21 protein-coding genes are annotated in these 24,460 nt (G+C 67.7%); 4 read left to right on the top strand and 17 right to left on the bottom strand.

Annotated elements, in window-relative coordinates; genetic code table 11:
• The 3 genes from NMI01S_RS29115 to NMI01S_RS29105 all read right to left on the bottom strand — a co-directional run.
• Positions 1–1,793, bottom strand: a 1,793-nt coding sequence (locus NMI01S_RS29115; RefSeq protein ID WP_063920899.1) for a glycoside hydrolase family 15 protein, incomplete at its 3' end; no start/stop codon positions are given.
• 98 nt (positions 1,794–1,891) lie between these two features.
• Positions 1,892–3,421, bottom strand: coding sequence for a catalase (locus tag NMI01S_RS29110; RefSeq protein WP_063001894.1), 1,530 nt, complete (start codon positions 3,419–3,421; stop codon positions 1,892–1,894).
• Between the two features lie 69 nt (positions 3,422–3,490).
• Positions 3,491–3,814, bottom strand: a complete 324-nt coding sequence (locus NMI01S_RS29105) for a hypothetical protein (protein WP_245717079.1) — start codon at positions 3,812–3,814, stop codon at positions 3,491–3,493.
• A 344-nt stretch (positions 3,815–4,158) separates the two neighbouring features.
• On the opposite strand from NMI01S_RS29105, the gene NMI01S_RS29100 reads away from it, so the two are divergent.
• Positions 4,159–4,869: an MgtC/SapB family protein gene (locus NMI01S_RS29100; RefSeq protein WP_063001893.1), complete on the top strand. Its 711-nt coding sequence runs from the start codon at positions 4,159–4,161 to the stop codon at positions 4,867–4,869.
• Between the two features lie 121 nt (positions 4,870–4,990).
• Positions 4,991–6,235, top strand: a complete 1,245-nt coding sequence (locus NMI01S_RS29095) for a serine hydrolase (RefSeq protein WP_245717078.1) — start codon at positions 4,991–4,993, stop codon at positions 6,233–6,235.
• Between the two features lie 17 nt (positions 6,236–6,252).
• On the opposite strand, the gene NMI01S_RS29090 is transcribed toward NMI01S_RS29095, so the two are convergent.
• Positions 6,253–8,577, bottom strand: a complete 2,325-nt coding sequence (locus NMI01S_RS29090; protein ID WP_063001892.1) for a heavy metal translocating P-type ATPase — start codon at positions 8,575–8,577, stop codon at positions 6,253–6,255.
• Positions 8,578–8,771: 194 nt separating this feature from the next.
• Here NMI01S_RS29090 and NMI01S_RS29085 point away from each other — a divergent pair, with 194 nt between their 5' ends.
• Positions 8,772–9,848 carry a substrate-binding domain-containing protein gene (locus tag NMI01S_RS29085; protein ID WP_245717077.1) on the top strand — a complete coding sequence of 359 codons (1,077 nt, stop codon included), beginning with the start codon at positions 8,772–8,774 and terminating at the stop codon, positions 9,846–9,848.
• On the opposite strand, the gene NMI01S_RS29080 is transcribed toward NMI01S_RS29085, so the two are convergent.
• From NMI01S_RS29080 to NMI01S_RS29070, 4 genes are all read right to left on the bottom strand, one after another.
• Positions 9,788–11,236 carry a hypothetical protein gene (locus tag NMI01S_RS29080; protein WP_157126428.1) on the bottom strand — a complete coding sequence of 483 codons (1,449 nt, stop codon included), beginning with the start codon at positions 11,234–11,236 and terminating at the stop codon, positions 9,788–9,790. The two genes, NMI01S_RS29085 and NMI01S_RS29080, sit on opposite strands and share 61 nt — an antisense overlap.
• 316 nt (positions 11,237–11,552) lie before the next feature.
• Positions 11,553–11,708, bottom strand: coding sequence for a hypothetical protein (locus NMI01S_RS35145; RefSeq protein WP_157104334.1), 156 nt, complete (start codon positions 11,706–11,708; stop codon positions 11,553–11,555).
• A gap of 209 nt (positions 11,709–11,917) precedes the next feature.
• Positions 11,918–12,295 carry a DUF5313 family protein gene (locus NMI01S_RS29075; protein ID WP_063001889.1) on the bottom strand — a complete coding sequence of 126 codons (378 nt, stop codon included), beginning with the start codon at positions 12,293–12,295 and terminating at the stop codon, positions 11,918–11,920.
• Positions 12,288–12,764 carry a MarR family winged helix-turn-helix transcriptional regulator gene (locus NMI01S_RS29070; protein WP_063001888.1) on the bottom strand — a complete coding sequence of 159 codons (477 nt, stop codon included), beginning with the start codon at positions 12,762–12,764 and terminating at the stop codon, positions 12,288–12,290. The genes NMI01S_RS29075 and NMI01S_RS29070 overlap by 8 nt, the downstream gene beginning before the upstream one ends.
• Before the next feature lie 475 nt (positions 12,765–13,239).
• On the opposite strand from NMI01S_RS29070, the gene NMI01S_RS29065 reads away from it, so the two are divergent.
• Positions 13,240–13,992, top strand: coding sequence for an oxygenase MpaB family protein (locus NMI01S_RS29065; RefSeq protein WP_245717076.1), 753 nt, complete (start codon positions 13,240–13,242; stop codon positions 13,990–13,992).
• An 89-nt stretch (positions 13,993–14,081) separates the two neighbouring features.
• Here the strand turns inward: NMI01S_RS29065 and NMI01S_RS29060 are convergent, their stop codons facing one another.
• The 9 genes from NMI01S_RS29060 to NMI01S_RS29020 form a co-directional block, all read right to left on the bottom strand.
• Positions 14,082–15,089, bottom strand: coding sequence for an oxygenase MpaB family protein (locus NMI01S_RS29060; RefSeq protein ID WP_084513369.1), 1,008 nt, complete (start codon positions 15,087–15,089; stop codon positions 14,082–14,084).
• Positions 15,090–15,449: 360 nt separating this feature from the next.
• A complete protein-coding gene (locus NMI01S_RS29055) occupies positions 15,450–16,703 on the bottom strand; it encodes a TetR/AcrR family transcriptional regulator (RefSeq protein WP_063001916.1) in 1,254 nt (417 codons plus the stop codon).
• A gap of 31 nt (positions 16,704–16,734) precedes the next feature.
• Positions 16,735–17,457, bottom strand: a complete 723-nt coding sequence (locus tag NMI01S_RS29050; protein ID WP_157126427.1) for an Rv1363c family protein — start codon at positions 17,455–17,457, stop codon at positions 16,735–16,737.
• Between the two features lie 12 nt (positions 17,458–17,469).
• Complete coding sequence (locus tag NMI01S_RS29045; RefSeq protein WP_063001886.1) at positions 17,470–18,663, bottom strand: MCE family protein; 1,194 nt, start codon at positions 18,661–18,663, stop codon at positions 17,470–17,472.
• A complete protein-coding gene (locus NMI01S_RS29040; RefSeq protein WP_063001885.1) occupies positions 18,660–19,853 on the bottom strand; it encodes an MCE family protein in 1,194 nt (397 codons plus the stop codon). Before NMI01S_RS29040 ends, NMI01S_RS29045 begins: the two co-directional genes overlap by 4 nt.
• A complete protein-coding gene (locus NMI01S_RS29035; RefSeq protein ID WP_063001884.1) occupies positions 19,850–20,953 on the bottom strand; it encodes an MCE family protein in 1,104 nt (367 codons plus the stop codon). The genes NMI01S_RS29040 and NMI01S_RS29035 overlap by 4 nt, the downstream gene beginning before the upstream one ends.
• Positions 20,953–21,984, bottom strand: a complete 1,032-nt coding sequence (locus tag NMI01S_RS29030) for an MCE family protein (protein WP_063001915.1) — start codon at positions 21,982–21,984, stop codon at positions 20,953–20,955. Before NMI01S_RS29030 ends, NMI01S_RS29035 begins: the two co-directional genes overlap by 1 nt.
• Positions 21,984–23,006, bottom strand: a complete 1,023-nt coding sequence (locus NMI01S_RS29025) for an MlaD family protein (protein ID WP_063001883.1) — start codon at positions 23,004–23,006, stop codon at positions 21,984–21,986. The genes NMI01S_RS29030 and NMI01S_RS29025 overlap by 1 nt, the downstream gene beginning before the upstream one ends.
• A complete protein-coding gene (locus NMI01S_RS29020) occupies positions 23,003–24,454 on the bottom strand; it encodes an MlaD family protein (protein WP_063001914.1) in 1,452 nt (483 codons plus the stop codon). The genes NMI01S_RS29025 and NMI01S_RS29020 overlap by 4 nt, the downstream gene beginning before the upstream one ends.
• Between the last annotated feature and the right edge of the window lie 6 nt (positions 24,455–24,460).

Here is a 24,460-nt window from a genome sequence, read left to right as displayed (position 1 = left end):
CCCCGATCCGTCGGCACCACCGCTTCCGACGGCAGCTCCGGCGCGAGCGGCCCGAGCCGCAGCGACGCTTCCAGCAGCATCGCGTGCACGAACGCCTGGGGCAGATTGCCGCGCAACTGCCGCTGGCGGACATCGAATTCCTCGGCGAACAGACCCGGTGTGCCGCACGAGGCGCGATTGCGCTCGAAGAAGCGCATCGCGGTCACCGGGCGGTCGAGCTGGGCGGCCGCCATCGCCATGGTGAAGCCGCACAGCAGGAACGCGCCTTCGCTCATCTCGAGCGGACGATCGTCGTGACGGTAGCGGTAGACGCAGTAGTCGGTGGTCAGATCTCGCTGGATCGCGAAGAAGGTGGCCGCGTAGCGCGGGTCGTCGGCCGGGATCGCACCGCGAATCAACGGCAGCAGCAGCGCGGCGTCCACACCCGGCTGATCGGGGGCGCGCTGCCAGCGACCGGTCGGATGCACTCCGGTGCGGGCGGCCTCGGCCACCAGCGTATCGGCCAGCGAACTGCAGTAGGCGGTATCGGCGCCGGTGTCCGGACAGGCCGCGACCGCGCGTAGCCCGGCCGCGCAGATCAGCCGGGAATGGGTCCACAACCGGTTCTCGATCTCCCAGATCCCCGCATCCGGGCGGTGATGGTTGTCCGCGATCGCCGCCACGGCGATATCGACCGCGCGGCGGTGATCGCCGCCGAGCCGATCGTGGCGAGCGGCCGCGGCGAACAACGACAACGCCTCGCCGAAGGTGTCGAGCTGGAACTGCCCGCGAACCCGGTTGCCGGCGACGGGCCGCGCGCCCGGATATCCGGGAAGCTCGATCTCGCGCACCGGCGGCACCCCCTTCCCGTCGATGGTGTAGGCGGGCGCCAGCGTGGGACCGTCGTCGAGCAGGCGGGCGGCCGTGAAACCGACCGCGGCGTCGAGCAACGGATGCGGGCCGCCGATCGCGATCGCCTGCCCGGCCAGGCATTGGTCGCGGATCCAGACGTAGCGATAGTCGTAGTTCTCGCCCCGGTCGGCGCGTTCGGGCAGGCTGGTGGTGGGCGCCGCCACCATGCCGCCGGTATCGGCGGTCATCCCGCGCAGGACCGCGAACGCGTGGGCGCTGTCGCGCGGCGCCGCCGTGGCACCGAAATCCGGGCGATCACGCCGCCAGGCGTTTTCGGTTGTCTCCCAGTAGGTATCGGGGTCGGGAAGATCATCGGGCAGGGTGCGATCGGATATTTCCAGGATCAGGTCGTGACAGCTGCCCGCGGGCACCGACAGGTGCGCCGTCCATCCCCGGCCGGAACCGTCCTCGTCGAGCTCGGCGCCGGGCGCGCCCGCCCAGCGCATCCGCAGCCCGCCCGCCCGAGCCGTCCACACCCCGTCCGCGCGGCGCGGATGGTGTACCTGCGCGGCACCGAACCGCGCGACCGGCCGCAACTCCACATCGACCTCGGCGTCCTCCTGCACCGCCACGACGCGGCGCATCAGCACCGCCCGATGCCGATCGCCCGGAAAGGCCAACGCTTCCCGGCATTCGATCACCGCACTCCCGGACAGCCACCGCGACCGCCAGATCAGCGTGCCGTCCTCGTAGTAGCCGCCCCAGACGAACGGCCCCGACGGAGTCACGGCGTACATGCCGGAACCGCCCAGCAGGGTCGCGAAGACGGCATCTCCGTCCCAGCATGGCAGGCACATCCACGAGATGTCGCCGCGCGGACCGACCAGGGCGCCGCGCTGACCGTCCGCGATGAACGAGTACTCCCGCAGGACATGGGGGGCGGCAGCGGAATTCGCGATCATGGTCGGGGCATACCACGAGCAGCCCTGCTCAACCGCCCACCCGCTCCCAGCGGGGTGGGCGCTCCGCGGCCGACCGCATTCGCCTTTCCGGGCCCTCCTCAGGCCTTGTGCTGGGCGGCGGAGCGGGCGGAATTGCCCTGCGCGGCCGCCTTCGGATCCTTCTCGTCCTGTTTCGCCCGGACCCCGGATTCCACCCGGTCGCCGAGATCCTTGTCGACATTGCGCCAGTATTCGAAGGCGCGCGCCAGGACCGGCTCGGACACCCCGTTGAGCAGATGGCCGACGATGTTGTCCACCAGCCGTTCTCGCGCCGCGTCGTCGAGCACCTGGCGCACGAGAGTGCCCGCTTGGCCCCAATCGTCGTCGTCGCGGCGCAGCGTGTAGGCCTCGCGCACCATTTCGCCGTCGGTGTACCAGCCGGCCGTCGGACCGGCCCGGCCGGGTTCGGCGTGCGGACCGCCCTTGGAATTCGGCACGTAGACAGGGTCGCCCGGATTGTGGTGCCGCATGTGGCCGTCCTTGGTGTAGGAGTGCGACGGCGACTTCGGCGCATTGACCGGCAATTCCTTGTAGTTCGCGCCGATCCGGTAGCGGTGCGCGTCCGGATACGAGAACCACCGGCCCAGCAGCATCTTGTCCGGGCTCGGTCCCGTGCCCGGCACCGCGCTGCTCGGCTCGAAGGCGGCCTGTTCGATCTCGGTGTGATAGTCGGACGGGTTGCGGTTCAGCGTCATCCGGCCGACCTCGTAGAGCGGATAGTCGCCGTGCGGCCACACCTTGGTCAGATCGAACGGGTTGAACCGATAGGACTTGGCCGCCTCGAACGGCATGATCTGCATCTTCAGCGTCCAGCTCGGGTAGTCGCCGCGCTCGATCGCCTCCCACAGATCCCGGGTGTGATAGTCGGTATCCATCGAGGCCATCTGATCGCCCTCGTCCTGGGTGAAGAACTCCACACCCTGGTCGGTGAGGAAGTGGTACTTGACCCAGTGCTTCTCGCCCTCGGCGTTGACCCACATGTAGGTGTGGCTGGAGTAGCCGTTCATGTGACGCCAGGTGCGCGGGATACCGCGATCGCCCATCAGCCAGGTGACCTGGTGCGCCGACTCCGGCGACAGCGTCCAGAAATCCCACTGCATGTCGTGGTCGCGTAAGTTGTTGTCCGCCCGGCGTTTCTGCGATCGGATGAAGTCCTGGAACTTCATCGGATCGCGGACGAAGAAGATCGGGGTGTTGTTGCCGACCAGATCGAAATTGCCGTCCTCGGTGTAGAACTTCAACGCGAATCCACGCGGATCTCGCCAGGTGTCCGGGCTGCCCCGCTCCCCGGCCACCGTGGAGAACCGCGCCAGCATCTCCGTCTTCGCCCCGAGCTGGAAGACCTTCGCGCAGGTGTAGGCACTCATATCCTGCGTGGTCTCGAACACACCGAAGGCGCCGCCGCCCTTGGCGTGCGGCTGCCGTTCGGGGACGCGCTCGCGGTTGAACGCGGCCATCTTCTCGATCAGATACGCGTCGTTGAGCAGGATCGGGCCGTCGGGGCCTATCGTCAGCGAATCTTCGTCGCTGGCCACCGGAATTCCGGCGTCGTCGGTGGTGAAACCGCCGGCGCGAGTCTTCTCGACCATCTCTCTCCTCTCCGGGACCGGATCGGCGCCGCGATCACACCCCGCGCCGGACCCACGGTCCTACCCTGATCAGTGCCCCTGTCGCTGATGCGGCTCCCACTGGTCGCGAGCCTGCGTCCGCTTGCTCTCGAGCGCGATCCACGCCACGCCGCTGATCAAGCACACCGCGCACACCACACCGGCCACGATCGCCCATCCGCCGAAGCCGTATCCGGCCGCGGTCAGCGCGAGCGCCAGCGCGACGAAACTCAAGGCACACAGCACGATGCCCGGAATGTTGTACGTGTCCTCGATTCCCTCACCGGCATGCTTGCGCGGCGCTCGCAGCATCCGCCGCCGCTGCGTCTGCTCCTGCGATGTGCTTCCACGCGCCATCCGCGGGTCCGTCATCATGGCACCTCCGTCTCCCGGTTTCGGCCGCACAGGGCACACTCCTCCCTGCTTGCAGGGCGTACTACCCGGGTTCGGCGGTTCGAATCAGGCAAATCCCTCCGGCCCGGCGCCAGAGTTGCCAGGATCGCGATGCGGGTGTTTACTTCCTTCCCGGCGCCGCCGCCCGGCGCTGTACTACGCGGGACGTATCCCGGAAGGAGGTGGTCGCCGTGCCCGACGACAGTCACATACGTCGTTTTGCCAAGAATTCACTCGGCGACCATTCTCGTGTCGACGCGGCCGTGCGGATGTCGCGGTAGCCTGCGCGCGCGAGTTCTCGCCCTCCATCGAAGGGTCGTCTTCTCATGTCGACGTGGGAGATGCTGCTGCGCCTTGCCACCGGTGTCGGTCTCGGTGCGGTGATCGGTTTCGAACGCCAGTACCGGGCCCGGATGGCCGGACTGCGGACCAACGCTCTGGTCTCCGCGGGTGCGGCGTTGTTCGTGTTGTTGTCCGCGCACGGGTTTCACGGTGGCGCTGCCGACCCGACGCGGGTCGCGGCCCAAATCGTTTCCGGTATCGGCTTTCTCGGCGCGGGCGTGATCATCCGCGACGGACTGAACGTGCGCGGTCTCAACACCGCCGCGACACTCTGGTGCGCGGCGGCGGTGGGCGCGCTCTCCGGTGCAGGCATGTACGGCACCGCGGCGGCCGGAACGGTCGCGGTGGTGATCGTCAACATCGCGTTGCGGGCGGCCGGGCGCAAGGTCGACCGCCGGCCCGAGTCGGGTCACGAGCAACCCGCGCACTACGCGTTCACCGCCGTCACCGACGACGCGCACGAAGCGCATGTGCGCGCACTGCTGGTACAGGCGTTGACGCGCACCGACTTCCAGCTCGTGTCGGTCGCCAGCGCCAATGCCGAGGATGCGGGCCGGGTGGAGGTGCGCGCGGATCTGGTCGGCGATCAGCGCGACGACCGGCAGATGGAGTCGGCGGTGAGCCGGTTGAGCCTGGAACCGTCGGTAACCAGTGTCGGATGGCGCACGGTCGAACCGGTCGCGCCCGGGCTGTAGTGCGCACGCGGGGTGACATCGCAACCCTCGCCTCGTGGCCGGTGTGGCGCCTACCATCGCACAGCTGAGCATCGACGACGCTCCGACCTGCGCCGACGCCCCCGATCACTATGCTGACGCCGTGAGCAGTGTCGCCCCGATGGTTTCCGTCCCCGCCGATCCGGACACCGTGACCGCGGTGGGTCCCGAGGACGACCCCACCGCGGTGGGTCTGCGGCCCGCCGACGTCGAAGCGGTGTGGGAGTCGGTCCGCGCGTGGTACCGGATGGGAACCACTCCCGCGATCCAGATCTGCCTGCGCCGCCACGGCGCCGTCGTGCTGAACCGGGCCATCGGTCACGGCTGGGGTAACGCCCCCGGCGACGGGCCGGACGTCGAGCGCACACCGATCACCGTCGACACCCCGTTCTGCGGTTTCTCCACCGCCAAAGGCGTCGCCGCGACGGTGATGGCGATGCTGATCGAGCAGGGCGCCTTCGCCCCGGAAGACCGGGTGTGCGACTACATTCCGGAATTCGCGGCGCACGGCAAGGGCCGCATCACCATCGCCGATGTGCTCTCTCACTCCGCCGGGGTGCCGTTCATGCCGGCGGGCTACCGCGGCTTCGACGCCGTCGTGGACGAGGAACTCGCGGTGCGGGCGCTGATCGAGTTGCGGCCGAGCTGGCCACCCCGGCGATTGCGCGTCTATCACGCCCTGACCAGCGGGTTGATCCTGCGCCTGCTGGTCCAGCGCGCGACCGGTAAACGGATGGGCGACCATCTCGCCGAACAGGTGCTGAATCCGCTCGGTTTCCGATGGACCACCTTCGGCGTGGCCCCCGAGGACGTCGACCGGGTGGTGCCGAGCGTGCGCACCGGACCGCGGCCCTCGCGGGCCTGGTCGGTGGTGGCCGGTAAGGCGCTCGGCGGCGGCATGAGCGCCTCCACGTCGGAGGAATCGGTGCGCGCGTTCCTCACCGCGGAGCTGCCCTCCGGCAATCTCGTGACCACCGCCTCGGAACTTTCACGCTTCTACGAAATACTGTGTCGGGGTGGGGAACTCGACGGCGTGCGGATCCTGTCGCCCGACACGCTACGCGGCGCGATCGCACCGGCGCCGCGGATCCCGGGCATCGCGGGCCGGGTCAGCCGGGCCGGATTCGAGCTGGGCGGGCGCCGGTCGAAATTCGGCGCCCACACCGAAACCCATTTCGGCCGTAGCGGTTTGACCACCCAGTACGGCTGGGCCGATCTCGACCGCGGACTGTCCGGCGCCATCTTGACCAGCGGCAAGTCGACCGTGGACACCGAGCGGCCCTGGCAGTTGTGCGCACAGATCTCGGCGGTCGTTCCTCGCTCGTCCCTCCCCCCGCCGCAGGGGTAGCGCCGTCCGGCCGGCTCTCACCCCTGCCGCTGCGGCAAGCGAAGTCGTTTGAGCGACACCGCGTTCAGCGCGACGATGATGCTGGATCCCGACATGGTCAGGGCGGCGATCTCCGGACGCAGGGTGAACCCGAAGGCAGGCTCCAACACACCCGCCGCGATCGGGAGGGCGACCGCGTTGTATCCCACTGCCCACGCCAGGTTCTGATGCATCTTGCGCAGGGTGCCACGCCCGATCCGTAACGCGGTGGGCACGTCGAGCGGGTCCGATCGCATCAGAACCACATCGGCGGTGTCGATGGCCACATCCGTACCGGCGCCGATGGCGATGCCGAGGTCGGCCCGCGCGAGCGCGGGCGCGTCGTTCACGCCGTCGCCGACCATCGCGACTCTCCTTCCGCCGGACTGTAATTGCGCGATGGTGTCGGCCTTGTCACCGGGCAGCACCTCCGCGATGACGGTGTCGATACCCAATTCGGCCGCGATGCGGTCGGCGGTCGCGCGATTGTCGCCGGTGAGCATCACGACTTCCACACTCAGATCGTGCATCTCGCGCACCGCGGCGGCGGCGGTCTCGCGGGGCGCGTCGGCGATGCCGACGACCGCGACCGCCTTGTCGTCGACCGCCACCAGCACCGCGGTCTGCCCGCCATCCGCTATCCGGCTCCGAGCGGCGGCCAATTCGCCGAGTTCGATCCCCTCGCGATCCAGCAGTCGCCTATTGCCGACGACGACACGCTGCCCGTCGACCGTGGCGACGGCGCCGTGGCCGGGTACGTTCTCGAACTTCTCGGCCCGCGCCGGCGCGACGCCACGGTCCTCGGCGTAGCGGACGATCGCCTGGGCCAATGGATGTTCGGACTCCCGCTCGACGGCGGCCACCGCCGCGAGCAACCGGGGTGAGGGCTCGGCCGCCGAGGTCACGAATTCGGTGACGGCCGGTTCGCCCTTCGTCAGGGTGCCGGTCTTGTCCAGCACCACCACGTCGACGCGGGCCGCGGTCTCCAGCGCGAGGGCGTTCTTGAACAGCACGCCCCGGCGAGCGCCGAGTCCGGTGCCGACCATGATCGCCGTCGGCGTGGCCAGGCCGAGTGCGTCGGGGCAGGTGATCACGACGACGGTGATCGCGAACAACATGGCGGTGGCGAAGGTGGCGCCGGCGAGCAGCCACCCGGCCAGGGTGGCCGCACCGCCGATCAGCGCGACCAGTACCAGCCAGAACGCCGCGCGATCGGCCAGCTTCTGGCCCGGCGCCTTCGAATTCTGCGCCTGCTGAACGAGATTCACGATCTGGGCCAGCGCGGTGTCGGAGCCGACCTTGTCCGCACGCACGCGCAGGGTGCCGTCGACGTTGATGCTGGCGCCGATCACCGGAGCGCCCGGTTGCTTGTGCACCGGCAAACTCTCCCCGGTCACCATCGACTCGTCGACCTCGCTGTCGCCGTCTTCCACGACGCCGTCCACCGGGATCTTGGCACCGGGGCGCACCAGCAGCAGATCGCCGACGGCGACCTCGGCGGTGGGAACCTCCACCTCCTCGCCGTCCCGCAACACCACCGCGCGCGGCGGCGCCAGATCCAGCAGCGTGCGGATGGCGTCGGTGGCCCCGCCGCGGGCGCGCATCTCGAACCAGTGCCCGAGCAGCACGAAGGTGGCGAGCATGGTCGACGCCTCGTAGAAGACCTCGCCGCCGCCCGTGAGCGTGATGGCCAGTGAATACAGCCAGCCCGCGCCGATGGCGACCGCCACCAGGACCATCATGTCGAGGGTCCGCGCCCGCAGCGCCTGCCACGCACCGGTGAAGAAGATCGTCGACGAATAGCCGATCACCGGCAGGCTCAGGATCAACGCCCACACATCCTGGCGCAGCCCGAACGGTACCGGCAGATCGATGCCGAACATATCCGTCGCCATCGGCGACCACATCATGACGAGCACCGAGAAGAGCAGCGCGACCAGGAATCGGTTGCGCATATCGGCGGCCATCGCGGCCATCGACATGTCGTGATGATCGTGCGTGCCGTGATGATCGTGCGAAGGTTGCGGGAGTTCGTGCCGGTGCGCGCCGGCCGGTTCGGACGGCTCGGCCAAGGGGTCGCAGACGTGCCGGGGAACCGAACGTCCGGAGCAGTGGATTCCGCAGTCCCGCAACCATTCCCGCAATTCGTGGACCGAGGTCCGGGCCGGGTCGAAGCCGACCGTCGCGGTCTGGGCGGCGGGATTGACCGTGGCCTCGAGGACACCGGGACGGGCTTGCAGCACCCGGGTGGCGACCTGCCGGCGGCTCGCCCAGTGCAGGCCACTCAGATCCAGCACCACGGTTGTGTGACCGTTGTCCGCCATGTGCACGACTCCTCTCGACCGGCGCGAGCGACTACCACGACCATATACCCTTATGGGGTATCTGCCAAACAAGGCCCCTTCACCTGCCCCGGAAGGTCGGGGCTCGCCACGGTCCCGGGCGGTCGTTAACATGGTCGGCTCGGGGGACGACTATTCGGCGAAGGATGTTTCGGGCGGCGGAGGTTCCGGTGAGGGTGTCGAACTCCCGCGGCGGGCGCGACACCGTCGATATCGCGCTGGTGGTGCCCGGTAGCGGACCGGCGGGCCTGTTCGGCCCGTCCTGTGAGGCGTGCGCCGCGCTGGCGGTGGACGACATCAATCGCGCGGGCGGCATCCTGGACCGGCCGGTGCGGTTGCACACGGTCGACGCGGGCGCGCCGCTACCGCTGCTGGCCGAGCGCATCGACCGCATGATCGGCACCGGTGCCGTCGACGGTGTGGTGGGCTGGCATCTGTCCAACGCCCGCCGGGTGCTGACGCCCCGCACGGCCGGACGGGTGCCGTACGTCTACACGACGTTCTACGAGGGCGGCGAGAATTCCGACGGCGTGTACATGGTCGGCGAGACCCCCGATCATCAGCTCTTCCCGGCGTTGCGCTGGCTGCGCGCGGAACAGGGCATCCGCCGCTGGTGCATCGTCGGCAACGATTACGTGTGGCCGCGCGAAACCGCCCGGGTCACCCGCGAGGCGGCGGCATTCGGGGATATCGACATCGTCGGCCAGACGTTCGTCCCGCTCGGCAGCCGCGCCTTCGGACCTGCCCTCGACCTGATTCGCCACTCCTCCGCCCAAGGGGTGCTGCTGCTGATGGTCGGCGCCGACTGCGCGGCGTTCAATCGCGCCTTCGCCCGCGCGGGCCTCGACGAGGACCGGCTGCGGCTGAGCATGATGATCGGCGAGGACGTCCTGTACGCGGGCGGCCCGGCCAGCACCCGCGGATTGTTCACCGCTTCAGGCTATTTCGAGAGCGTGGTATCGCCCGAGGCGATGGAATTCGGCAGCCGCTACACCGCCCGGTACGGCACCTTCGCTCCGGCGCTGAACAATATCGGCGAATCCTGCTACGAGGGTCTGCTGCTGTTCGCCTCGCTGGCGGAGGCGGCGCGCAGCCTCGACGTGCGCGTTATCGAGCGGCATGCCGCCCGGGTGCGTTACGGCGGCCCGCGCGGCGAGGTGAAGGTCCGTGGCGCCCACACCACCCAGCCCGTCTACCTCGCCGATGCCGACGGCGTCGACTTCGACGTGGTGAGCGAATTGCGCCGCGACTGAGCCGCATTCGGCGCGGAACCCTCCACACCGTCGGCCCCGCGCCGGCCGACGGCATCCTCCGGCCTCAGCCGCCCGATCAGGAGCACGATGGCGGCGCAGCCGATCCCGATCCCGGCGGCGACGATCCCCGGCACCGCGGTGACGGCAGCCTCGGCGCTGCGGAACCAGGTGTGGGAATATTCGAGCCGGCCGAGGTCGCGACCCTGCAACGCCACCCCCGCGGAGGGCACGAAGAGGATGACGATCCCGACGACCGCACTGGTCGCACGCGGGCCGATGGCGCAACCCAGGGCGTAACCGGCCATCGCCGCCAGCGCGATACAGCTCGGCACGGTCACCGCCGCGGTCGGCACGTCCACCACTGATGAGCTCACCGCGGCCGCGATCGCCAGCACGACCGAGCCCGCGACGGCCGGCATCGGCAGGCGGATTCGCCATCCGGCGTAGAGCCCGGCGCCCGCGGCCGCGACCACCAGCACGGTCGACCAGGAGGGCCGGGGGACGGTGAGCAGGGCCGACCCCGCCGAGGCGAAGGCGACCATGACCACGATCAGCATTCCGTCCCGTTCGGGCAGCAGCAGCGCCGCCACCGCGGTGGCGAGCAGCAGTATCGCCCCGCCCACCAGGATCGACACGAGCGCGCCGCCGCGGGCCATCCATACGGACGTGGCCAGGGTCGCCGAGACGATCACGACCGCCGACACCACCGGTTTCAGCGGTACCACCGCGCTGTCGTCGGGTTCCGGTTGCCGCTCTTGCCGGAACAGCACGGCCGTGAGCAGCATCAGTCCGAGTGCGACGAGAATCAGCCAGACCGGAGGCGCCCCGCGCAGGATGCCCTCCCCCGGGACGGCGGACGCGAAATCCGGGGCCTGGGTGAGGTCGGCGAACAGAATCGAGGCCAGCGCACCGAACAGATATCCCCCGGCCGGGGCGCGGCGATGCCAGACCGCCGCGGCCAGACAGCCCAGGATCACGCCGGCGAGCATGGAGTCGACGTAGTTGAGCGTCGACAGCGTCCGGGTCTCCAGCCGCACGAGCAGGGTGTGGTTGACCAGCATCGTCGCGGTCGCGCAGAAGACGGCGCACCAGGCCAGGCGACTGTTACCGATCGCCGCCGAGACCGAGACCGCGATCACCGCGATCAGCGCTCCGGCGGTCAGCGCCAGCGGCATATTGAAGATCAGCAGGTCGACCTGCAGCGCCGACCCCGGCGAGAGCCAGGACTGGCTGATCGGCATCATCATGGCGAGCCCGGCGACCGCGGCGCTGATGCAGGCGGCCGACGTTTCCGCGGCCACTCGCAGCCATTGCGTGTCGGTGATGCCGGCCGACAACCGTTGTACGTGCCCCCGGATATCCGGAGAACCGAAAGTCACAGCACTCATGCCGGACTCCGTCCCCAGCAGGTAACGCCTGGGCGTGACTACCCCGCCGATTCGTTAGCCGAATGATTGCGGGACCGACACTACCGGAGCACGGAAACGCCCCTCGGCCTTCTGATCGGTATCAGAGCCCGAAAATCGGCAATTCGATGAGGATTTGCTAACGGTTCGGTCGCGACGGATATAGCTTTCGTATCAATCCCGTCCGCCACCGCGTGTCACCACCCGTTCGCCCAGGTCGCGCCTGGTTCCCACGGGCGCGCCCGTTGCCGGATCGTGTCCGAGGTTTCGGACCGATCGGCGACGGGCGCCGCGTGGGTCACCGGGCTACGTCGTCGGCGGGCGCCTCCCCGCCCTCGGGTCCGGCCGAGGAACTCGCACTGCGAAACAGCGGACGATGCGCCACCCCGCCGGCGGGCGCCGGCGTCTCGATGGGTACCGGACTGTGGCTGAACAGATTCGGCTGCTCACTCATATCGGATGTCCTTCAGATTCTCACCATCGACGGCCCGTCCGGCCAGCGAATCGGCCGCACCGCTCGCGCGCACAGCGCACTGTGCGATTACCGACAGGACTTACAGTACACCCCCGATAACCGACCGCGGGCGCGACGAGCCGGACCGGTCACTCGGGTCGCGGCGCGGAATCGGTTCGGCGGGCACACATTCCGCGACCGCGTGGCCGTCAGCCGCGACCGTGCCGCAGTTCGTACTGCTCGCGTTCGACCGCCGCGCGCTGTCGTTCGGCGACATCGGCCAGTTCGGGATCGAGTCCGTGCTTGAGCAGGCGATGCCGCCGATACACGTACATCAGCGCGATGGTGAAGTAGACCAGCGGCACGTACAGCAGCGCCGCCATCGACAGTCCGATCCACAGCGGCCCGGGAACGAGCAGGAACAGGCACAACACGGGGATGATCGGCACCAGGAACCGCAGCAGGTACCGGCGGGCGGCTCCCGGCCCGGTCAGATCGCGAAGCACCCACTGCTGCATCGAGGGGGGCAGGGTGGCGCCGCAGATATAGCGCACGCGCTGAACCGGATTCGGCTTCTGCTCACTCATCGGTAGCTCCCTGGATATCGGCGAGTGCGGCTCGCCGGGCGGCCTCGTTGACGCGGGTCAGTACCTCGCGCAGTTCCTCCAGATCGGCCAGGCTCACGCCCAGCCGCCGCACGACCGCCGGCGGGATCTGCTCGGCTCGGCGGCGCAGCGCCCACCCGGCCTCGGTCAGATCGATCAGCAGTGTGCGTTCGTCGCGCGGATCCCGGCGGCGGGTGATGAGGCCCGCCGACTCGAGCCGCTTGAGCAGTGGGGACAGCGTGGCGGAATCGAGTTGGATCGCCTCGGCGATGGCCTTCACCGACATGGGCGCCTCACCCCACAGAGCCAGCATCACCAGATACTGGGGATGGGTCAGTCCCAGCGGCTCCAGCAGCGGGCGGTACACCGTCAGCACCGATCGGTTCGCGACGGCCAGCGCGAAACACACCTGCCGGTCCAGCCGCAGCGGATCCTCGACCTCGGTCGTCATGGCCCACCTCCTCGTGTCGAGGCCAGATTAGCGCACTAATAGTTTGCACACAAACTATTAGTGCCCTATCACACACTCGACCTCGGCGAGCGATCTCCGACGCGGCCGGACGGGCCGGATCGAGTTCACCGACGGGAGGCCTGGTAGTTATCAGTGAATTCCGGTGCTATACCGAGGTCCATCTCCGACGCGGCAACCGCTGGATAGCCGTTCACTTGCATCTATTCGGCACAATCTGAAGCGGGAGTGATCTTTTCTCGCAATTATGTTGACGATCATTCACAGTCGGTGATGTACTGTTCCGCGACGACCGGCCGAGCTCGTGGTGCCCGTGGGTGTGATCGACCGGGCCGTCTGTCCGGGCTCGCTCCGTCGAGGTCCCCAGTTCCCGTCCGCATGGGGCGAGCCCGGATTTTCGCAGCGGAATCGGAGAGGGCGAGGCACAGTGGCCGGGCCGGGGCAGCGGGATTCGTTGTTGCATCGCTATCTGGGAGATCGGCGGTTCGCGCTGTGCCTGCCGCGGGCGCTCGCCTTTCAGATCCTGCATCCCGGTATCGCCGCCGGTCTGGTGCAACACGCGCCGAATCGACTGTGGGAGCACAAGAAACGCACCGTATCGCAGATGGTGTACATGGCCTACAGCGAACGGGATATGCGATCGGTGATCCAATTCGGGCACGAGCACGTGAAGGGACGCGACGAATGGGGCGCGCGGTATCACGCTCTGCAGCCGGAGATCTTCTTCTTCCAGCACGCCACCTACGTCGATACGCTGATGACCTCGGTCGACATCTTCCATCGCCCGCTCTCCGAGCACGACCGCGAGCGGCTCTACCACGAATGCTGCGAGTGGTATCTGCGGCACGGCATCTCCGCGCGCGCCATGCCGCAGACGTGGCCGGAGTTCGTGACCTACTTCGAGAACGCCTGCGCCGGATTGCGATTCGGTGCCGACGCCGCGGCGCTGGCACCGCAGGTGCTTCGCCCCGACACGTGGATCCCCCGTCGGCTTCCCACCCCCGCCGTCCGCGCGCTCATCGCCGCTCCGGCGCGTGAATTGCTCGGAGTCGACCTGCATCGCGGCGACCGATTCGCGCTGCGCCGCTGCGCGGCGACCACGCGAAGCCGTATGGCGCTACTTCCCGCCCGTATGCGCTGCCTTCCCCAGGCCCGCACCGCGCACGGAATGACCACGGCGAGAGCGACACCTGCGCCACAGCGTTGTTGACCACAGCCGGAGAATGCGACCTGTGCGGCGGATCGGCCGGATCCGCCGCACAGGTCACGGTCGGCAATCGCTGTGCCGCACCGGTGGATTCACACGAGGACCTTCTGCTTACGGATCCGCCGCTGCACATCCCGCATCATCATCTTCGTCCCGGAGAACCGGATGAACTTGGGGATGAACCGATTCACGAATCCCACGAACAGGAACAGGTGCTCGAATCGGCGCTGATCGGCCGCGCTCCACTCCACGCCCATCTGTTCGCGGAAATGCGGAGGCAGGAATCCAGCGGTGAGGAAGCGCAGCAGCCTGCCGAAGAGCAGTCGCATGTACCAGTGGATCATCCGAAGATGCAGCAGGTCACCGATATACGCGCGGAACGCATCGTCGACGATCACCTGCCGGCAGGCCTCGACCCAGTACTCGTCGAAGTCGGCGCGCGTCTTCGGCCACATGTCGGGATGCACCTGCAGCGTGGTGCCGAAGGTATCCGCCCCCTGATAGAACGCCTCGAGTTCCTCCGGTGACATCTTGCCGTTGATGAGCTGGTGGGAATCCTCGAACCCGATGTAGATGCACGCCGCGACATACAGCTGCAGGTTCCGGTCGAAGGCGTTGTACTTCACCTTCGAGCCGGGCTTGGACCGCACCTGCCGGTGCGCGACGTTCACCGCCTCACGGAATTCCTTCTTCTCCTCGGGTGTACCGAGAATCGCCACCGCCAGATACGAGGCCGTGGTGCGCAGCCGTTTCCACGGATGCACCATGAGCGCACCGGATTCCACGGTGCTCTCCATGACGCCGGCCGCCACAGCGGGGTGCGCGAACTGCATCGCGACGTTGGCGGCCGCACCCGCGAACATCCAGAAATCCAGGGAGTCGGGCAACTGCGCGGGCCGCTTGCGCGGCGAGCGATGGAAGTCCGGGATGTGGATGCGCGTCTGCTCCAACGTCAGCGGCGGCGTCTGCGCGAGGTCGGGGCGTGGAGCTCGCTCCTCCTGCGTCCGGCCCCGCCCGACCGGCACGGATTCCTCCGGGACGTAGGAATCGCTGTGCGGGTCGGTGTAATTCGGCTCCCAAGGCTGCGTTGCCGTTGTCATGCGAGTCCTCTCTCGGAACGTTTCGCCGGCGCGACCGGAGATGCGCCGGGCCCCGCGCTTCGGGACGCGGGCGGTGCCGCCGGGGTCGGCGGCACCATGCGACACGGGAGACCGAGGGGCCCACCCGGCAGACCGGCTCGTCTCGGAGCCGACGCGACAACCACCGATGCGCGGTTACCGGCGCTCTCGCGGATTTCTCCCTCTGCCACGGCGACACCGCCTCGTATACTTCTCAGGGTCGGCCCGGCCTTCACTATGTTACTCACAATTCTCATTTGATCAACGGGTAGGAAGCGCAATATTCGCGCCTTCAGGACTCTTTCCAGCTACTAAGTTGTCGCGAATTCAGGAACTTCACGCCTATCGCGTGGCGAGTCGCCCGAACAACGTCATCTCCATCAGCCTGACCACATGGGGACGAGGACACATCTGCTGGTTGTTCCCGAACAGCCGCCCCAGACCGACGACGAGCCCGAATCCGGCATGGACGAGGATGCGGGCCTGCGCCCGCGCCAGCTCCGGTCGCGCATCCACCAGCAGCTCCACCCATTCGGCCACCACCAGCCGCTGGATGTTGCGCAGCACCGTCCGCTCGTAGGCTCCGACATTGCCGAATTCGGCGTAGTAGACGAATGTCAGCTCGCGTTCGGCGAACGATCCCGCGACATAGAGGTCGATCAGCGTCGCCAACGCCTCCTCGGAGGTCCGCGACGCCTCCACCGCCGGTGCGATCGCGGCGGCCATCCGGTCGGCCACCCGCCGGAATGCCGCCGCCAGCAGGGCATCCTTGCTGCGGTAGTACCGGTACACCGCCGAGGCCGCCGACAGTTCGGCCGCCGCCGCGATCTCCTCCACGCTCACATTCGGATAACCGCGCTCGTGGAACAGCTCGACCGCCTTGTTCAGCAGCACCTGATGTTTGAACGAGTGCGGAACATCGCTCGCCCGCGCGGGTTCCGGCGGGTCGGCGGCAACCGGCAGGTCGGTTCGAATCAACGACCAGGCCGCCTCGCTCAGCACCACCGCGAGCGATTTCGCCGGCAGATGAGCGTGGTGATCGCCGATACTGCTCACCACACTGAAGATCGCGACCGCGCGCACCAGACCCTCGCGGCGGGCCAATTCCGGGCGCAGTTCACCGATCAGCGCACGCAGAGCGGAGATCGCGGTCTCGAACCGTTCGTCGAAGGTCCGGCGATCGTCGCGATCGAGGTAGCGGGCCTCCCACCGCGCCAGCGCGGCCGTCGGACGGTTGGCGATGGTATCGGCCACGATGGCGTCGATGACGAGTCCGAGTCGCGCTTCGGGGCTGTGGCCCTGAACCTCCGCGGGCAGCGTCACCGCCGTCACCGCGGCGGCGGACAAGCGCAGCAGCTCCTCGCGGAACAGCGCGTACTTGCTCGGATAGTGCCGGTACAGCGCCGCCGAGGAAATCCCCAGCCGGGCGGCGATATCCTCCATGCTCACGCCGTGATAGCCCAGCGATCCGAAAGCCGCCGCCGCGGCGGAGGCGATCTGCGCCCGGCGGTTCTTGGGCCGGCGGCGGATCACGCGTTCGGGGTTGTGCGTGGCCGGCGCCGTCGCCTTCGCGCGTCCGTCCTGTGCGCGACTCAAATTGTCTGCCAATCCTTTTCGCCGAGAGACGCTACGACTGCGGCGGCAGCGGAGTCAGCGGCGTGCTGATCTTGTCGACCAGCCAGCGGTCGCCCTGCTTCTGCAGTCGCATCACCGTCGACAGCTGTCCCGGTTCCGGTTTGCCCTGGGTGCCCAGGCTGGTGATGGTCTGGCCGATCACCACGATCGCCTCCGCGGAATTCTTGTCCCCGGAACGGATCGCGCACTGCACATCGGTCGACTTCGCGACGACCTCGCCCTTGGCCAGGACGTCGCTGAGGTCTTTGCTGTTGGACTCGAACTGCTTCTTCCACTCACCGGAAGCGCCGGCCAGCACATCGCGGACGTACTGGTCGAGATGTTCGGAATCGTAGGTCGAGACCACGGGACCGTAGGCGCACGCGGCCCGGCGGGCCTGCGCCTGCGCGTCGAGCACCTCCTCGTGGTCCTTGTTCTGCAGGTAGAAGTAGATGCTCGTGCCGATCGCGGAACCCAGCACCACGGCCACCGCCGCGCGCAGGCCGATCCGCACACCGCGTCGGCCGGCTGCCGCACGCAGTCGCGACAGCGGCGAAACCTTCGCCACGGTGGTCGTTTCGGTGGGATTCGACTCGGTGGTATCGGATGTCCCCGCCGCATCCGATCCGGCCGTGTCGGATGCCCCGGATGGCGCGGCGGCCGCGGTCTCCGGTTCGTCGACGGTGTCGATCGTGGGTTCGCGCTTCTCGGCGCCTCCGCTTTCCTTGTCGCTCATCGTGTTCGCTTCCTAGTTGTCGGGTATGGGGCCGGACGGGATGGGCCGCGACATCTCGTTGCCGGTGACGCCGGGCGGCGGCCCGGATCCGTTGTCGGGGAGATTCGGCCGCGGCGCATTGGCCGAACCCCGCACCTGCAGTGCGGGATCTGCGGTGAGGCAGTAGTTGTACAGCCGCACCCGGGTATCGGTCATGATCTTGGTCGGGGTGACCGGAATCGTGTCGTAGTCGCAGGTCGGACGCGGCCAGAAGTCGGCGAGCGTGTGATACGCGCCGTCGTGTGCGGGCACGCCGAGCGCCTGAATGCCTTGGCGCAGCGCGGGAAACAGCGCCTCGATCGCGGGCTGGCGCAGTTTCGCGGCCTTGGTGATGGCGACGAAATTGGTGACCAGATCGGTCAGCGGATCCTGATTCTTCGCCACCACGTCACCGAGGGTCGCCAGCTCACCCGGGCCCTGGTCGAGGAACTTCCGGATTTCGTTGTCGGCGGCGGTCGCCTGCTGGAACAGCGCGCTGCCCGCCGCGGTGAGGGTGCTCAGATCGGGCTGGGCGTGCGAGGTGGTCTCCGCGATCACCTGCAGGTTCTCGAGCAGCTGCTGGGTCTGCGGCAGCAGATCGGACAGCCCCGCCATCGCACGGCTGATCCCGGAGATCATGTTGCGCAATCGATCCGGGCCCCCGCCCAGCGCGGTGTCCAGCTCGTCGACGATGACCGTGAGCCGGTCCGGATTCAATCCGCCGATGAATCCGCTCAGGTCGGTCAGCAGATTCTGCACCGGGATCGGCACGCTGGTGCGTGCGCGCTCCACGACGGCGCCGTCGGACAGATACGGACCGGTATCGGCGTCGGGCCGGAAGTCCAGGTACTGCTCGCCCGCCGCGGACAACCGGCCGACGTGGACCGCGCCGCCGACGGGAATCTTCGCGCTGTCGTCGATTTCGGCGATCGCGTCGATTCCGTCCCCGGAGACCCGCACATCGGCGACCGTGCCGACCCGGGTGCCGCGGAAGGTCACGTCGTTGCCCGGGAGGATGCCGCCCGAGGTCGCCAGTTGCACGGTGACGGTGAAGGTGTGCGGAATCGGATTGAACCGCAACACATATCGAGCCAGATATCCGGACCCGATCACCAGCACCACGATCAGGCTGAGGTTGGCCAGGGCGATGCGCCGGCGCACCACCCAATTCCACAGCGGAGTATTCATCGGTCACCACCCTGCTGGGAAGGTTCGGTCGGGGCGCCGGGCGCGTCCGGCGGATTCGCGCCGGGAGGCGTCGTCCCGGGCACCGGTTGCGGTGGACTGATGACCCGGCCGAACACTTTCTCGAATACCTGCGCCAAACTGCCGGCGAATGCCGGAACGTCGCCGATTTCGGGCAACCGGCTGCCGTGCGGATCACTGAGCGCGCCGATACTCAGATACGACACCACCGGCATGACGGCCAGCCCGGAACCTCGCAGGCTCGCCATCAGCGGCGGATAGATGTCGTTGAGCCCGTTGAGCGCCTCGGTGAGATTGCCGCCCATTTCCGTGAAGCCCGACATGAGTTTCTGAATGCTGTCGAACAAGCTGAGGAACTGCGGGCTGGTGGTATCGGTGAAATCGCCCAGCGCCGCCATGGTGGTCGACACCTTCGTCGTGAGATCCACGATGCGCTGATTGTTCTCGTTCACCAGGCCGAGCAGTTGCGGGAAGGTATCGGCCGCCGCGCCGAGTTCCTTTTTGCGCCTGGCCAATTCGCCGGAGAGCGTGTTCAAGCCCTGGAGGGTGGCGTCGATATCGCCGGTGCGCTGATTGAGCGCGGCGATCACATCGGTCATCTCGGTCAGCAGGTGCGCCAATTGTGGTCCGCGCCCGGCGAACATCGAGTTCATCTGCGTGGTGATCTGCGCGGCCTGGTTGATACCGCCGCCGTTGACCAGCATGGCCACCGACATCATCAACTGCTCGACGGAGGCGGCGGTGCCGGTGTGATCGACGCCGATGGTGTCTCCGTCGCGCAGCGGCGGACCCGCTTCCTGCGCGGACGGCAGGGTCATGGCCACCGACATATCGCCCAGCGGCGTGGCCTGACGCAATTCCACCGTCGTCCCGCGCGGCAGCACGATGTCGGAGCGGATCTGCATCCGCACATCGGCGACGAAATTCGTGGTCTCGATACCGGTGACGGTGCCGATATCGGTGCCGCCGATGCGCACGTGGGCGTGATCGGGCAGATTCAGCACATCGGTGAACGCGGCGTGCACGGTGTAGCCGGGACCCCCGATACCCGGCTTGGGCATCGGCACATTCTCCAATGTCAGCCCACACCCGCTGATGCCGAGTGTGGTGGCGGTCGCGACGGCGCTGAGAACGAGGCCGCGACGCGATGTTCTGCGCTGTGATCGTGTCATTTTCCGCTGATCCCCAGAAGTGCGGCGGTGAGTCCGAAATCGGGCCCCATATCGGCGATCTTTCCGGTCCGGCAGCCGTCGAGGCGCATCATCACCCGCTCACAGAAGGTGGACAGCGCTTCACCGTCGAGCACGGATTTGTCGAGCAGCCCGTGCAGGCGCAGCGCCTGATGTTCATAACTGGTGGCGTTGGCCAGGTTCTCGAACATCAGCGGCGCGACATCCACGATTTCGGTGAGATTGCGGGCGTTGGCGCGCATCTGATCGCTGATCGCCACGAACCGGGTCAGAGCCCCGGCGAGCTGGTCCTTGTTCTGTCCCACCACCGTGGCCGTGTTGGCGACGAAATCGTTGAGCTGGGTGAGCACCGCCTGCAGACCGGGCGCCTGATCACCCATCAGCTTCAGCAATTCGGTGAGCCGGCCGCTGAAATCCCGTACGGTCTGGTCGTTCTGGGCGATGACCTGCGTGACGTCGTTGAGTTTGACGATCGTATTGGAGATCTGGTCCTTGTTGGCGAACGTCGTCTCGAACGCGCCCGAGAGCGCGTCCAGGGTCTCGCGCAGTTTGTCGCCGTTGCCGTTGAGCAGCGGGAACAACACCCGGCTGGCCATCGGCCCGGTGTCGCTGTCTCCCTTCAGCGACGCCCCGAGCTGGTCGAAGGTCTGCATGATGCGGTCGAGCTCCACCGGTGTCCTGGTGCGCGGCAACGGAATATGCGCGCCGTCGGCCATGGTCGGGCCGGAACCGTCGTAGGCCGGCGCCAATTCGACGTGACGGTTGGTGATCAGCTGCGGATTCACCAGGGCGGCCATGGCGTCGGCGGGAAGTTTCACGCTCTTGTCGACCTTCATGACCACCTGCACATAGGTGCCCTTGGCCTCCACCGATTCGACGGTGCCGACCGGCACACCCAGCACATCGACCTCGTTGCCGGCGTACAGCCCGGCCACATTGTCGAAATCGGCGCTGATGCGCATGTTGTCGCCGAGCACCTCGTTGGTGGCGGTGCCGAGCGAACCCGGCAGCAGCGAACAGCCCGAGCCGGCGGAGGCGACCAGGCACACCGCGGCGAGTTGGGCCAGTGCGCGCAGTTTCATCACTTACACCCCTGAACGACCTGTGCGAAACAGATCCAGTTGTCGGGGAACAGTCCCCACGGCACATACACGTCGCCGTACGGTCCGTTGCCCAATACGTTGTTGAACTGCCGCAAGGTGACCGGCATGATCTCGTAGAGCCGGTCGAGGTTGGTCTTGTTCTTCTCCAGCCCCTCGGACATGGTGTTCAGATCCCGGATCATCGGGCCGAACTGGTTGTTGTTCTCCAACCCCATGTCCTGCAACAACTTCGACAGTGAGGCGACATTGTCGAGCAGGTTCTTCAGCAATTGCTGGCGCTTCTGCACCGCCTGACCGATGGCCTCGCCGCGGGTCAGCAGCATCAGCACGCTGTTCTGGTTGTCGGCGACCAGCTGGGAGACCTGATCCATTCCCTTCAGCAGGGTGTCGACCTCGTCGCGGCGGTCGTTGATCACCTTGGCCAGCGAGCCGATGCTGTCGAGCGCCTGCACCGCCAGCTGCGGCGAGTCGCCCATCTGCTGGTTCATGGTGTCGAGCGCCTCCCGCAACTTCTTCGGGTCGATCCGCTCGATCCGTTCGAACGACGCCTTGTACTGCGGGTCCTGGATCACCTTGCTCAGGTTGTAGGGCACGCTGGTGTGATCGAGCTTGATCCGGTTGTCCGGCAGTCCTTTCCCGTTTCCCGGTACGAGGTCCACGTGCAGCCGCCCGAGGATGGTCGACATCTTGATCGCCGCCCGCGCGTCCGGTCCCAGCCGCAGATCGCCGCGCACCTTCAGATCCGCCACCACCTTGGCGCCGTCGAGCCGCACCGCCCGCACCGCGCCCACCTCGATCCCCGAGACGTCGACGGTCGCACCGGGACGCAATCCCGCGGCTTGCGCGAATTCGGCGTGAATCGTCTTGTCCCCCAGGCGCGCCTGGGTCAGCGCGCTGGAGCCGAGCAGCAGAATCAGCACGGTCGCCGAGGCGATCAGGCCGAGCCGCAGATACCGGTTGCGCAGGAATCCGAACACCTTCGGCAACCTCGGTCGCGCGAACCTCGCCATCACCGGCACACCTCCGAATGCGCGTTGCCACCGATCTGGGAGAACAGGCCCGGCGGCAGGAGCACGCCCCACAGCGAGACGTCGAGACCACAGAAGTAGGCGTTGCCGTAGGCGCCGTAACTGGAGAACTGGGCCACCCGGTTGAGCACGCTCGGCAATTGCACCGCCGCCCGGTCCAGCGACGCGCCGTTGAGCAGCAGCAGCGCCACACCGGTGGTGGCCTTGTTCTGCGCGGCCGCGATGCCGGGCTTGACCTGGGCCACCAATCCGACCAGCGAATCGGTCGAGGTGGCTACCTGGTCGACCGACGACTTCAACGCCTCACCCTGGGCGTAGAGCCCGTCCATCAGCGAACGAGTCTGGGTGATCAGTGTCTCCAGCTCGTTGCTGCGATGCGCCAGGCCGGACATCACGCTGCCCAGGTTCGAGACCACGTCACCGAGGATCTTGTCGCGCTGGCCGAAGGTTCCGGCCAGCTGCGCGGCCTGGGTGATCAAGGTACTCAGCGAGACCTGATTGCCCTGCAGCGCCTGAATCAGTGTCTCGGACAGCGAATTCACCTGATCGGGTTGCAGCACCGAGAACAGCGGTTCGAAGCCGGACAGCAAGGCCGACACGTCGAACGACGGCTCGGTGTGCTCGAGGGGAATACGCCCGCCCGCCGGCAGGGATGTGCCCGCTTCCTTCCCCGGCGCCAGCGCGACGTAGCGCTGGCCGATCAGGTTCTGGTAGCGCACCATCGCCTTGGTCGTGGTGGTCAGATGCTGGTTGCTCCGGATGCTGAACTCCACGCCGGCCTTGTAGTCGCCGACGAAGTCGATCTTGTCCACCCGGCCGACCCGCACCCCGGCCATGCGCACGTCGTCGCCGACCCGCAGGCCGAGCACATCGGAGAAGACGGCCGAATACCGGTTGGTCGAGCCCGGCACCGTGCGTTGCAGGGTGCCGTAGATGGTCGAGGTCAGCGCGATCGCGACGACCGCGAAGATGCCGAAACCGATCAGTGCCTTCGTCGATTTCACTGCGTCACACCGCCTTCCGGCGTCTCTCCGACGGTCAGGTAGCCCCCGGCCAGGACCGGCCCCAGCAGCAGCAGCTGCGCCAGGTTCGGCGCACCGCCGACCACCGCGGCGACCGCCGCGGGCCCGCGCAGGGCGGCGGGACGGGTTGCCGCCGGATCGCCGGGCGTGGCGCGGTAGGCGGCCGGTGCGGTGATGCCGGGGATCAGCGGCAGGCTCGGCAGACCGGGCAGCGCCGGAACGCCGGGCAGGGCGGGCAGGCCGGGGATCAGCGGCTGCTGCGCGGGCGCGGTCGGCGCCGCGGGAGCCGGCGTCGGACGGGGTCCGGCCGCGTCGAGCCAGCGCGGTAGCTGCTGTTGTGGATAGTCCTGCGGCGGAGCCACATTCGGCACCGTCGCACCACCGCAGCGCGGACCGTACTCGTCACCGTAGTGCGGGCAGTCCTTCGCCGTGTACTGCTGGAACGGAGTCAGCGAGGCGTCCATCGCCCACACCATCTGCTGTTTCGGACCCCAGTGGAACGTGGTCTTCAGACGCTGCAACGCGATGTTGAGATTGGCGGCGGTGAACGGAATCGCCTCGGGATCCTTGGCCAGGCCGCCGAACAGATCGTCCAGACCGGCGACGAGGAATTTGCCCGAATCCGGATTGCGCGCGAACAGGCGGTTGACCGAGTCGACGGCGCCACCCGCATTCGTCAGCAGCGCAACGAGATTCGAGCGGCGCTCGGTGAGGGTACGCGCGGTCGTCACCGAATCCGACAGCACTCCCACCAATTCCGGCGCCGACTGGCTCAGTGCGGTGGCGGCACGGCCCAGATCACCCAGCAGGTCGCCGATATCGGGAATGTCGTGCACCTGGGTGAGCCAGGTGTCGAGCCGCTCCACGGTCGAACCCGGCACCCGCGCCGACGGTTCCAGCGCCGCGGACAGCGTCGCCAGCACCCGGCCCAACTTCTCGGGCTGGATATTGCTCAGCACATTGCGCAGGACGTTGAGCGTGGTCTGCAGTTGGATGGTCGCGGCACCGGTGTCCTGCGAAATGGTCGAGCCGGAATGCAGTTTCGCGGCATCGGGCCCGTTGTCGACCAATTCGATCGCGGTCACGCCGAACAGGTTGTTGGGAATGACGCGGGCGGTGACGTTGGCCGGAATCGCCTCGGCGACATGCGGTTTCAGTGCGATATCGGCGCGCTGTCGCTCCCCTTTCGCCACCACCTCGACCGAGTCGACGGTGCCGACTACCATGCCGCGGAATTTCACGTCGGCATGTTTGGGCAGCCCGTCGCCGGTACTGGTGAGAACGGCGTGGACGGGAACCTTCTCGCTGAAACGACCGGTGTAGCGCAGCGCGAGCAGATACAGCAGCGCGGCCACCACGAGCAGCATCGCGAGACCGGCCAGCGTGAGCTGGCGAGCGGTCGCACCGCGGCCGCTGGGATCGAGAATCACGAACGA

Origin of the sequence: Nocardia mikamii NBRC 108933 (assembly GCF_001613505.1) — a bacterium.
GTDB lineage: Bacteria > Actinomycetota > Actinomycetes > Mycobacteriales > Mycobacteriaceae > Nocardia > Nocardia mikamii.
The sequence above is the reverse complement of the archived record's forward strand: the minus strand, read 5'-3'. Positions and strand labels throughout refer to the sequence as shown.

Coding starts and splice junctions, on each gene's coding strand:
- NMI01S_RS29110 (WP_063001894.1), bottom strand. CDS start 3,421: ATGGTCGAGAAGACTCGCGCCGGCGGTTTCACCACCGACGACGCCGGA.
- NMI01S_RS29105 (WP_245717079.1), bottom strand. CDS start 3,814: ATGATGACGGACCCGCGGATGGCGCGTGGAAGCACATCGCAGGAGCAG.
- NMI01S_RS29100 (WP_063001893.1), top strand. CDS start 4,159: ATGTCGACGTGGGAGATGCTGCTGCGCCTTGCCACCGGTGTCGGTCTC.
- NMI01S_RS29090 (WP_063001892.1), bottom strand. CDS start 8,577: ATGGCGGACAACGGTCACACAACCGTGGTGCTGGATCTGAGTGGCCTG.
- NMI01S_RS29080 (WP_157126428.1), bottom strand. CDS start 11,236: ATGAGTGCTGTGACTTTCGGTTCTCCGGATATCCGGGGGCACGTACAA.
- NMI01S_RS35145 (WP_157104334.1), bottom strand. CDS start 11,708: ATGAGTGAGCAGCCGAATCTGTTCAGCCACAGTCCGGTACCCATCGAG.
- NMI01S_RS29075 (WP_063001889.1), bottom strand. CDS start 12,295: ATGAGTGAGCAGAAGCCGAATCCGGTTCAGCGCGTGCGCTATATCTGC.
- NMI01S_RS29070 (WP_063001888.1), bottom strand. CDS start 12,764: ATGACGACCGAGGTCGAGGATCCGCTGCGGCTGGACCGGCAGGTGTGT.
- NMI01S_RS29060 (WP_084513369.1), bottom strand. CDS start 15,089: ATGACAACGGCAACGCAGCCTTGGGAGCCGAATTACACCGACCCGCAC.
- NMI01S_RS29050 (WP_157126427.1), bottom strand. CDS start 17,457: ATGAGCGACAAGGAAAGCGGAGGCGCCGAGAAGCGCGAACCCACGATC.
- NMI01S_RS29045 (WP_063001886.1), bottom strand. CDS start 18,663: ATGAATACTCCGCTGTGGAATTGGGTGGTGCGCCGGCGCATCGCCCTG.
- NMI01S_RS29040 (WP_063001885.1), bottom strand. CDS start 19,853: ATGACACGATCACAGCGCAGAACATCGCGTCGCGGCCTCGTTCTCAGC.
- NMI01S_RS29035 (WP_063001884.1), bottom strand. CDS start 20,953: ATGAAACTGCGCGCACTGGCCCAACTCGCCGCGGTGTGCCTGGTCGCC.
- NMI01S_RS29030 (WP_063001915.1), bottom strand. CDS start 21,984: ATGGCGAGGTTCGCGCGACCGAGGTTGCCGAAGGTGTTCGGATTCCTG.